Genomic DNA, 9,909 nt, shown 5'->3' with positions numbered 1-9,909 from the left:
GCCCACCCGATTGCCCCGGGTGATCGGGTGGGTGGGCGGGAAGAATCCGCCGCGCAGCGGCGGGACAGGGGGCGCCCCGCCGATCCGCAGGCGCAGGCGCAGGCAGGCGCAGGTCAGACCTGGTAGCGGTCCGCCGCGAAGAGGCGGAGGTTTTCGGCGACCCATTCCGAGGTTCGCTTCAGGCCCTCCGGCAGGGAGACCGACGGAGTCCACCCCGCCCACTCCCTCGCCCGGGAGTTGTCGGAGAGGAGCCGCTGGACCTCGCTGCCCGAAGGGCGGAGACGGGACGGGTCGACGACCACCCTCGCCTCGCGGCCCGACGCATCGATCAGCGCCTCCGCCAGATCCCCGATCGAAATCTCCTGGCCCACCCCCAGATTGACCGCATGGCCGACGGCCGCCTCGCACTCCGCAAGCGCCATGAAGCCCCGCGCGGTGTCCGTCACGTACGTGAAGTCCCGCGTGGGCGTGAGCGAGCCCAGTTTGATCTCCCGCGCACCGGAGTGCAGCTGGGCCAGGATCGTGGGGATCACCGCGCGGGCCGACTGCCGCGGACCGTAGGTGTTGAAGGGGCGCACCACCGTCACCGGCAGCTCGAACGCGTGCCAGTGCGAGAGCGCCATCATGTCGGCGCCGATCTTCGACGCGGAGTACGGGGACTGCGGCTGGAGCGGGTGGTCCTCGGATATGGGCGCGGTCAGCGCCGTCCCGTACACCTCGCTCGTGGACGTGTGGACGAGCCGCCGCACCGAGTGCCGCCGACACGCCTCCGCGATGTTCTCCGTACCGACGACGTTCGTCTGGACGTACGCCCCCGGAGAGTCGTACGAGTACGGGATCCCGATCAGCGCGGCCAGATGGAAGACCGTGTCGCAGCCCTCCACCGCGTCCATCACACGCCCCGCGTCGCGGACGTCGCCCGCGAGCATCTCGACCCGCGGGTCCCCCATCAGATGGGCGAGGTGGCCCTTCTCCGCGTACGGCTTGTAGTGCACGAAGGCGCGGACCTTCGCCCCCTGCTCCAGGAGCAGATCGACGAGCGTCGAGCCGATGAAGCCCTCGGCTCCGGTGACCAGGACGGTGCGCCCCGCCCAGCCGAAGGAAGTGCCGTTGCTGCTCATGCGTACTCCAGGTGCGAGAAGTTCGGTGTGTGGTGCGTCAGTTGGATGACTCGTTCGGCGAGCAGGTCCGCCGCCCGCGCATGCGGGCCCGGATCGGCCGCCCCGCTCATCGCGGCGAGGCGCGCCGGATCGGCGAGCAGCGGCCCGACGAGCTCCGCGAGCCGCGCGGCCGTCGTCTCGCCGTCGGGAAGCAGCAGCCCCGCGCCCGCGTCGGACAGGACACGCGCGTTGTGGGTCTGGTGGTCGCCCGGCGCGTGCGGGTAGGGGACGAGGACGGCGGGCACCCCGGTGGCGGCGAGTTCGGCGACGGTCGCCGAGCCCGCACGGCAGACCACCAGGTCGGCGGCGGCGTACGCGAGGTCCATCCGGTCCAGGTAGGGAACAGCGCGGGCAATCCCCTCCGCACCCGCCGCCACCAGACACCGCCGCGTCTCGTCGAGCGCGGCGGGCCCCGTCTTGATGAGCAGCTGTACGTCGCCGCGGTGCCGCCAGCGCGCCGCGAGCCCCACGGCCGCCTCGGTGAGACGGGCCGCGCCGAGACTGCCGCCGTTGAAGAGCAGCATCCGGGCCCCCTCCGGCACCCCGAACTCCCGGCGGGCCTCGGCCCGCAGGGCACCCCGGTCGAGCGCGGCGAGCGGCGCCGCGATGGGCATCCCGGTGGTGTAGGCACGCTCACCGCCCGGCAGATGCTCCCGGCTGCGATCGAAGGCCACGGCGATGTGCGGGGTGAGGCGGGCCGCGAATCGGTTGGCGCGGCCGGGGACGGCATTGGACTCGTGGATGAGGCTCGGAAGACCGGCCATCCTCGCGCCGACGATGACGGGAGCGCTGGGGTAGCCACCCATCCCGACGGCGACCTGCGCGCCCTGCTCCCGCAGGATCGCCCGGCACTGGGCGCCCGACTTCACCAGGGCGGCGGGCAGGAGAAACCGCTTGGCGCCGAGCGACGGGTCGAACGGGATCATGTCGACGGTGTGGAGCCGGTACCCGGCGTCCGGTATCAGCCGGGTCTCAAGACCCCGCTGCGTACCGACGAAGGAGACGACCGCGTCCGGCACGGCACGCCGCAGGGCGTCGGCGAGGGCGAGCCCGGGATAGATGTGTCCACCGGTGCCGCCCGCGCCGATGACGACGGAGAGAGGGGTTCGGACCCCTGCCTCGGGAGATCGCATATCGGGTGTTCGCATGGCAATGGAGCATCACGAGCAGGTCTAAGAGGGTTTTAAGAGCCGCGTTTGGCACCTTGGGTCCATGAGATCTACGAGGACCGGGCAGGCGTGCCGCAGGGCGATCGGGGCATCCCCTGCTCGAACGCAGTCGAGAGCTTGGGGAAGGTCGTGACCACGCCCCCCGCGGCCAAGATCCTCGTCGTGGACGACGACCCCGAGGTCCGCGCGGCGGTGGAGGACGGCCTCACAATCGAGGGCCACCTCGTCCGCAGCGCCCCCGACGGGCAGCGCGCACTCAGCGCCATCGCCCTGTGGGAGCCGGACCTCGTCGTCCTGGACGTCATGATGCCGGTCCTGAGCGGCCTGGCCGTATGCCGCCAGATGCGCGCCGCAGGCGACCGGACCCCGGTCCTCGTGCTCACCGCCCTCGGCTCCGTCAGCGAACGCGTCGACGGCCTCGACGCGGGCGCCGACGACTACCTGGTGAAGCCCTTCGCCCTCGACGAGCTCGTCGCCCGCGTGCGCGCCCTCCTGCGCCGCGCGGCGCCCGAGCCGCACTCCCCCGCCGACGGCGACGACCTCGTGTACGCCGATCTCGTCCTCGACCCCGCGACCCGCACCGGCCGCCGCGGCCACCGCGCGGTCGAGTTCAGCCGTACCGAGTTCGCCCTGCTCGAACTGCTCCTGCGCAACGCGGGGCAGGTGCTTCCGCGCGACCTCATCCAGGAGTCGGTCTGGGGGCGTGACTTCGGCCCCGACTCCAACTCCCTTGCCGTGTACGTCGGTTACCTGCGCCGCAAGCTGGAGTCGGGCGGCGAACCACGCCTGGTGCACACCGTGCACGGCGTCGGCTACCGGCTCGGCAGCCCGTGAGCGCCCGGCGCAGGCTCGGCGCCCAGTGGCGGCGCAGGCGACCGCTGCGCACCCGGCTCGCGCTCGCCGCCGCGGCGGCCGTCGCGCTTGTCGCGGTCGGGGTGTGCGTGGCCGCGTTCCTCGTCATCCGCTACAAGCTCTACCAGCAGCTCGACCAGAACCTCGCCCAGTCGGCGGGCCTCATCGCCCAGCAGCGGAACTACGACGCCGAGCCCGGCGTCGTCACCGGCGAGTGCCGCTTCATGGGCGCCCCCGCCTGCTCGCAGATCGTCCCCGCCGACCCCGCGGACGACCCGTCGAAGCCGTATCTCCTCCCGGTCACCGAGTCCACCCGGCAGGTCGCGGGCCGACGGACGGCGCCGTACTACACGAGCCTCACGCTGAACGGGAAGCCGACCCGGATGTACACCACCAACTACGGCACGGGGAACGCCGTCCAGGTGGCCCTGCGCGCCGACATCGCCGAGCGCGGGGTGCGGCAGGCAGCGGGGCTGCTCTCCGCGGTGGGCGGCGCCGGAGTGCTCCTGTCGGGGCTCGGCGGCTACTGGGTCTCACGCACCGGCCTCGCCCCGGTCGCCCGCCTCACCGCCACGGCGGAGCGCATCGCGGCGACCCGAGACGCCCGCCACCGCATCGAGCTGCCACCGGGACCGGCCGGCCGCGAGGACGAGGTGACGCGCCTCGCCGCCTCGTTCAACGCGATGCTGGCCGAGCTGGAGAAGTCGGTCACCGCGCAACGGCGCCTGGTCGCCGACGCCTCGCACGAACTGCGTACGCCGCTGACCGCGCTGCGCACGAACGCCGAACTCCTCGCCCGCGCGGACCGGTTGACCGACGCGCAGCGCGAACGGGCGTCCGGCGCGCTCGGCCGCCAGCTCCGCGAAGTGACCGGCATGGTCAACGACTTGATCGAGCTGGCCCGCGACGAGGAGCCGCAGCCCCTCCTGGAGGAGGTGCGGCTCGCTCCCCTGGTCGCCCATGTCGTGGACGCGGCGCGCGGCCACTGGCCGCAGGTGCCCTTCGCGCTCCACATGACGCCGGAAACCGACGGCACGAGCATCCCCGGCGTCCCCGCGCGCCTCTCCCGCCTCGTCACCAACCTCTTGGACAACGCGGCCAAGTTCAGCCCGCCGGGCACCCCCGTGGAGGTCTCCCTCACCCCCACCGCCCTGACGGTCCGCGATCACGGGCCCGGTATCGCGGAGGAGGACCTGCCGTACGTCTTCGACCGCTTCTACCGCGCCGAGAAGGCCCGCGCCCTGCCGGGCTCGGGCCTCGGCCTCGCGATGGCCCGCCAGATCGCCCACGCGCACGGGGCCGAACTCTCGGCGGAGGCGGCACCGGGCGGGGGCGCGCTGTTCAGACTGACGCTGCCCGGCTAGTCGTTCTTAGCTGTTCTTCCAGGCGCAGCTGCCCAGCGTGGCCTTGCCCTTGGCGACGAGGCGGTCAGCTTCCCCGGCGGGCAGGACGCGGGTGTGCTTGCCGCGGCAGACGACCGTCCGGTCGCCGTGGCCTGCCATGTCGACCAGGATCTGGTCCCAGTGGCGGTACTGCACGTCGTGCCCGGAGTCCGCGTACGTACGCACCTTCGCCTTGCCCGGCAGTGCGTCCTGCCAGGTCTTGAGGGTCGCCGGCGGCACCGTCGTGTCCTTCTCGCCGCCGTAGAGGTACACGGGGGCGTCGAGCTTCTTCAGATCCGGGCCGGGCCGTCCGCAGTACAGCTTCTGCTCGTGCACCTGCGGCGCGGGGTCCGCCTGCTGGCCGCGCTGGTTGTAGGTGCGCGCGCCTTCCTCGTACGCCGTGTCGGCGAAGCCCGGTATCGACTTGACGGGGCTGTCGTCCGGGAACGCCCACCACTTGCGCGGGTCCTTGATGGAGTCCTTCACGGTGTCGGCGAGCTCGTCGTCGGACATCGAGCAGTACTCGGGCTTCGTGCCGTAGGGCGGCAGGGCGGCCGCGAGGTGCAGGGCCGAGACGCGGTCGGGGGCGCGCCCCGCGAGCTCCGCCGCGTAGGGACCGCCGCCCGAGATCGCGATCACGCTCACGTCGTCCACGCCGAGCTTGTCGAGGACTTCGAGGGTGTCGTCGGCGAAGTCCGCCTTGCCGAGCTTCTTGTCGTACTCCGTGTCACCGAAGCCATTGCGCTCGACGGAGATGAGGCGCAGGCCCAGGTCCTCGCGGGTCGTGCGGAAGAAGTCCGTCATGTGCGCGGCACGAGCGCTCGTGCCGGTGCCGCCTATGAAGAGGACGGGCTTGCCCTTCTTGTTCCCCGTGTCGGAGTAGTGCGCCGTCCGGCCGTTCTTGAGCTTCGCCGCGTGCACGGCGGGGCCGAGCGAGTCGAAGGTGTCCTGGACCTTCGGCTCGGGCGGCGGGCTCGCGCTCACCTCTCCGGAACCGGCCAGCATCAGCGCCCCGAGAAGCGTGGCCGAGGCGGCCCCGATGGCGATGGCAGCGGTGCGGGAGGGGCCGGACAGGCTCACGGGCGGCACAGGTGACTCCAGGGGGCAGGACGCTTGGACGGGCGGCGCCTACCCAGCCCCGTGCATCTGACACCCACAATTTTCAGCCGGGCTCGGAAGGGGCGCCCGAAGGGCGCTTTCAGGGGCGCGGGGAACTGCGCGACCAGCCAAAACGGCCCCGCAGATCCCCACGCACCCGAAGAACCCGAACTAGAACCCCGGCGGCTCGGTGTAGATCCCCCACTCGTCCCGCAGGGCGTTACAAATCTCCCCCAGCGTCGCCTCCGCGCGAACCGCCTCCAGCATGGGGCCAATCATGTTCGACCCATCAAGCGCAGCCGCCACCATCGCATCAAGCGAGGCCCGAACCTTCGCATCGTCCCGCGCGGAGCGACGCGCGCCGAGGACCTTGACCTGCTCCCGCTCCACCTCGTGAGAGACCCGCAGGATCTCCAGGTCACCGGTGACGGAACCATGGGCGACATTGACGCCCACGACCCGCTTGTCGCCCTTCTCCAGGGACTGCTGGTACTGGAACGCCGACTCGGCGATCTCACCGGTGAACCAGCCGTCCTCGATGCCGCGCAGGATGCCGGAGGTGATGGGCCCGATGGGGTGCTCCCCGTTGGGATGCGCCCTGCGCCCCCGCTCCTTGATCTGCTCGAAGATCTTCTCGGCGTCGGCCTCGATGCGGTCGGTGAGCTGCTCGACGTACCAGGAACCGCCGAGCGGGTCCGCCACGTTGGCGACGCCCGTCTCCTCCATGAGCACCTGCTGCGTGCGCAGCGCGATCTCGGCGGCCTGCTCGCTCGGCAGCGCGAGGGTCTCGTCGAGGGCGTTCGTGTGCAGGGAGTTCGTGCCGCCGAGAACCGCGGAGAGGGCCTCCACAGCGGTGCGTACGACGTTGTTGTAGGGCTGCTGGGCCGTCAGCGAGACCCCCGCGGTCTGCGTGTGGAAGCGCAGCCACTGGGCCTTGTCGGTCTTCGCGTCGTACACGTCGCGCATCCAGCGGGCCCAGATCCGGCGCGCGGCTCGGAACTTGGCGATCTCCTCGAAGAAGTCCAGGTGCGCGTCGAAGAAGAAGCTGAGTCCGGGCGCGAAGACGTCCACGTCCATGCCGCGGCTCAGGCCCAGCTCGACGTACCCGAAGCCGTCGGCGAGGGTGTACGCGAGCTCCTGCGCGGCCGTCGCCCCGGCCTCGCGGATGTGGTAGCCGGAGACCGAAAGGGGCTTGTACGCGGGGATGTCGCGCGCGCAGTGCTCCATCAGGTCGCCGATGAGGCGCAGGTGAGGCTCGGGCTGGAAGAGCCACTCCTTCTGCGCGATGTACTCCTTGAAGATGTCCGTCTGGAGCGTGCCGTTCAGGACGGCCGGGTCGACGCCCTGCCGCTCGGCGGCGACCAGATACATGCAGAAGACGGGGACCGCGGGTCCGGAGATCGTCATCGACGTCGTGACGTCACCGAGCGGGATGTCCTGGAACAGGACCTCCATGTCGGCGGCCGAGTCGATGGCGACCCCGCAGTGCCCGACCTCGCCGAGGGACTGCGGCTCGTCGGAGTCGCGGCCCATCAGGGTCGGCATGTCGAAGGCGACGGAGAGTCCGCCGCCGCCCGCGGCCAGGATCATCTTGTAGCGCTCGTTCGTCTGCTCGGCGTTGCCGAAGCCCGCGAACTGGCGGATGGTCCAGGTCCGGCCGCGATAGCCGGTGGGGTGGAGTCCGCGGGTGAAGGGGTATTCGCCGGGCCATCCGATCCGTTCGAATCCCTCATAGGCGTCCCCGGGCCGTGGCCCGTAGACCGGCTCGACCGGGTCGCCGGAGAGCGTGGTGAAATCCGCGTCGCGCTTCTTCGCGGTGTCGTACCGGGCCTGCCAGCGACGGCGGCCCTCCTCGATGGCGTCAGCGTCCATACCTTCGAATTTACTAGGACGTCCTAGTAAATGTCGATGGCTGACCGCCACGGGTATGTCCGTGGCGGCGCTTCAGGGGGTGGAGGCTAGGCCTTCGCGGTGGCCGGGGAGCCGTCGACGATCAGCGGCTCGACCTCGCGCACGACCTTGCGCTCGACGAAGAACGCGGCGGTGGGGATGGTGCCGGAGACGAGCACCCAGAGCAGCTTCCCGAACGGCCACTTCGCCTTGGAGCCCAGGTCGAAGGCGAAGATCAGGTAGATGATGTAGAGGACACCGTGGACCTGGGAGACGACCAGCGTCAGGCCCTCACCCTTGTCGAAGCCGTACTTGAACACCATGCAGGTGCACAGCACGAGCAGCATGACGGCGGTGACGTAGGCCATCACCCGGTAACGGGTCAGCACGGATCGCTTCATGCCCACGAGCGTATCGGCCCGTTTTGCGCGATCTTCCGGCGACCCCCGCACGACCGGAACGGGAGCTTCTACTGCTCCACCGCCGCCGCTCTACTGCTCCTCGAAATCCTCCGCCGCCACCCGCAAGGGCCGCAGCATCGCGAAAATCTCCGCGCACTCCTCGGCGTCGTACACCCCGAGCCCGAAGTCCATGGCCATCAGCTCGCGCGTGGCCTCCTCGACGACCTCGCGGCCCTTCTCCGTGATGGAGGCGAGGGTGCCGCGCCCGTCGTTCGGGTTGGGGCGCTTGTCGACGAGGCCTGACTTGACCAGGCGGTCGACGGTGTTGGTGACGGACGTGGGGTGGACCATCAGACGCTCGCCGATCTTGGACATCGGCAACTCGCCGGCCTGCGAGAACGTGAGCAGGACCAGCGCCTCGTACCGCGCGAAGGTCAGTCCGTACGGCTTGACGACCGCGTCGACCTCTGCGAGCAGGATCTGGTGCGCCCGCATGATCGAGGTGATCGCACCCATCGCCGGTACGGAACCCCAGCGCTGCTTCCAGAGTTCGTCGGCGCGGGCGATGGGATCGAAGGGAAGACTGAGCGGCTTCGGCACGCCAAAGACCTTACCCGCCGGTCACATGCTGGTCAGCCCCGTCTCGAAATTCGGTCGCCCGTTCCCGTGGATCGAGTGGGCCGGGGGATCCGCCGCCCGTCGTACGCGTACGGCGCGTGGCGCGGACCTCGGCGGCCAGGGCGAGGCAGCAGACCGTGCCGAGCACGCCCGATGCCGTGACGACAGTGCTCACCGCGAAGAACTCCGCCGCGAGCCCGGCGAGCGCCATCCCGACCCCCTGGATCGTCATGAGCCCCGCCGTGTGCACGGTCATGGCCCGCCCCCGCAGCTCCTGCGGTACGGCGTCGACGAACCACCGGTCGACGCCCAGCGTGTACGCGGATCCGGCTCCGGCGAGAGCGAGGGCGAGCATCGCCCACATGAGGCCAGGGGTGACGGCGTACACGGTGAGCGGGAGCAGCGTGAACGAGGCGAGCGGCAGGGCGATGCGGGCCCGCGTGGTCGCCGAGAGCGCGGACCCCGCGTACAGCTCCGCCGCGATCGTGCCGACCGGCAGCGCGCACATCAGGAGCCCGACGCCCGCGACGCCGACGCCGATCTGGTCCGCGTACGGAGCGGCGAGCGCCTCCGGGGCGACCATGAACATCGGCGGCGCCCACAGGAGCAGCAACAGCGCCCGGATCCGCCGGTCGCCGAGCACCTTCCCCGCTCCGCTGAGCGAGTACCGCACCAGGGCGGAACCGCCGCCGCCGCGTGCGGGCCTGCGCTTCGTCCCGTACCTCAGGAGCAGCGCGGACGCGGTGAACGTACCGACGGTGATGAGGAGCGCGCCGCGCGGCGCGACGACGGTGAGCAGGACGCCGCCGAGCCCGAACCCGACGAGTACGGAGCTCTGCGAGACGATCCGGAGCAGGGAACGCCCCAGGACGAACAGGTCGCCGTCCCCGAGGATGTCGGTGAGGGTCGCCATCCGCGTCCCGTTGAACACGGGCGACACGACGGCGATGACACACCGCAGCGCGAGCAGTCCGAAGACGGGTGTGGCGGGCAGGGCCATGAGGGCGGCGCACCCGCCGCACACCACGTCGCACAGCACGAGCACCCGCCGGGGCGGATACCGGTCGGCGATCCCGGACAGCAGGGTTCCGCCCACGAGGTAGGGCAGCATTCCGAGCGCGAAGGTGAGCGCGCCGAGCAGTGGCGACCCGGTGAGCCCGTAGACGAGCACGGTGAGCGCGACCTCGCTGACGACGACGCCGAGCAGCGAGAGGGCGTGCGCGAGGAAGACGGCACGGAACTCGGGGATCGTGAAGAGGCGGAGGTAGCCGGTGGGTTCGGATTCGGGTTCGGGTTCGGGTTCGGGGGCCGTGGGGTTCTCTTCGGGCATGCCCGCACC

General features: G+C 71.1%; 9 protein-coding genes. 2 read left to right on the top strand and 7 right to left on the bottom strand.

Going from position 1 to position 9,909, the window contains the following annotated elements:
* Positions 1–113: 113 nt before the first annotated feature.
* Positions 114–1,121, bottom strand: a complete 1,008-nt coding sequence (locus tag ACFQ7F_RS31185; RefSeq protein ID WP_383277492.1) for a GDP-mannose 4,6-dehydratase — start codon at positions 1,119–1,121, stop codon at positions 114–116.
* Positions 1,118–2,308 (bottom strand): glycosyltransferase, encoded by a 1,191-nt coding sequence (locus tag ACFQ7F_RS31180; RefSeq protein ID WP_383277489.1) that lies wholly within the window; start codon positions 2,306–2,308, stop codon positions 1,118–1,120. The genes ACFQ7F_RS31185 and ACFQ7F_RS31180 overlap by 4 nt, the downstream gene beginning before the upstream one ends.
* A 150-nt stretch (positions 2,309–2,458) precedes the next feature.
* Between ACFQ7F_RS31180 and ACFQ7F_RS31175 the strand changes: the two genes are divergently transcribed.
* Both ACFQ7F_RS31175 and ACFQ7F_RS31170 read left to right on the top strand, forming a co-directional pair.
* A complete protein-coding gene (locus ACFQ7F_RS31175; RefSeq protein ID WP_383277486.1) occupies positions 2,459–3,163 on the top strand; it encodes a response regulator transcription factor in 705 nt (234 codons plus the stop codon).
* On the top strand, positions 3,160–4,545 hold the full coding sequence (locus tag ACFQ7F_RS31170) for a sensor histidine kinase (protein ID WP_383277483.1): 1,386 nt from the start codon (positions 3,160–3,162) through the stop codon (positions 4,543–4,545). The genes ACFQ7F_RS31175 and ACFQ7F_RS31170 overlap by 4 nt, the downstream gene beginning before the upstream one ends.
* Positions 4,546–4,551: 6 nt before the next feature.
* Here the strand turns inward: ACFQ7F_RS31170 and ACFQ7F_RS31165 are convergent, their stop codons facing one another.
* The 5 genes from ACFQ7F_RS31165 to ACFQ7F_RS31145 all read right to left on the bottom strand — a co-directional run bounded on the left by ACFQ7F_RS31165 (position 4,552) and on the right by ACFQ7F_RS31145 (position 9,900).
* Positions 4,552–5,652 (bottom strand): alpha/beta fold hydrolase, encoded by a 1,101-nt coding sequence (locus ACFQ7F_RS31165; protein ID WP_383277480.1) that lies wholly within the window; start codon positions 5,650–5,652, stop codon positions 4,552–4,554.
* Between the two features lie 180 nt (positions 5,653–5,832).
* Positions 5,833–7,533, bottom strand: coding sequence for a methylmalonyl-CoA mutase (locus ACFQ7F_RS31160; RefSeq protein WP_383277477.1), 1,701 nt, complete (start codon positions 7,531–7,533; stop codon positions 5,833–5,835).
* Positions 7,534–7,619: 86 nt separating this feature from the next.
* Entirely contained in the window at positions 7,620–7,952 is a 333-nt protein-coding gene (locus ACFQ7F_RS31155) for a DUF3817 domain-containing protein (protein ID WP_351163967.1), read from the bottom strand.
* A 90-nt stretch (positions 7,953–8,042) separates the two neighbouring features.
* The gene (locus ACFQ7F_RS31150) at positions 8,043–8,552 is read right to left on the bottom strand and encodes a MarR family winged helix-turn-helix transcriptional regulator (protein WP_383277473.1); all 510 of its coding nucleotides are present in this window, start codon (positions 8,550–8,552) and stop codon (positions 8,043–8,045) included.
* 10 nt (positions 8,553–8,562) lie between these two features.
* Positions 8,563–9,900 (bottom strand): MFS transporter, encoded by a 1,338-nt coding sequence (locus ACFQ7F_RS31145; RefSeq protein ID WP_383277470.1) that lies wholly within the window; start codon positions 9,898–9,900, stop codon positions 8,563–8,565.
* Positions 9,901–9,909: the final 9 nt, after the last annotated feature.

The sequence above is a fragment of the Streptomyces sp. NPDC056486 genome (genome assembly GCF_042795295.1).
Classification (GTDB): Bacteria; Actinomycetota; Actinomycetes; order Streptomycetales; family Streptomycetaceae; genus Streptomyces.
The sequence above is the reverse complement of the archived record's forward strand: the minus strand, read 5'-3'. Positions and strand labels throughout refer to the sequence as shown.

Excerpts from the sequence above, each read along its gene's own strand:
- ACFQ7F_RS31185 (WP_383277492.1), bottom strand. The coding sequence starts at position 1,121 with ATGAGCAGCAACGGCACTTCCTTCGGCTGGGCGGGGCGCACCGTCCTG.
- ACFQ7F_RS31180 (WP_383277489.1), bottom strand. The coding sequence starts at position 2,308 with ATGCGAACACCCGATATGCGATCTCCCGAGGCAGGGGTCCGAACCCCT.
- ACFQ7F_RS31160 (WP_383277477.1), bottom strand. The coding sequence starts at position 7,533 with ATGGACGCTGACGCCATCGAGGAGGGCCGCCGTCGCTGGCAGGCCCGG.
- ACFQ7F_RS31155 (WP_351163967.1), bottom strand. The coding sequence starts at position 7,952 with ATGAAGCGATCCGTGCTGACCCGTTACCGGGTGATGGCCTACGTCACC.
- ACFQ7F_RS31145 (WP_383277470.1), bottom strand. The coding sequence starts at position 9,900 with ATGCCCGAAGAGAACCCCACGGCCCCCGAACCCGAACCCGAACCCGAA.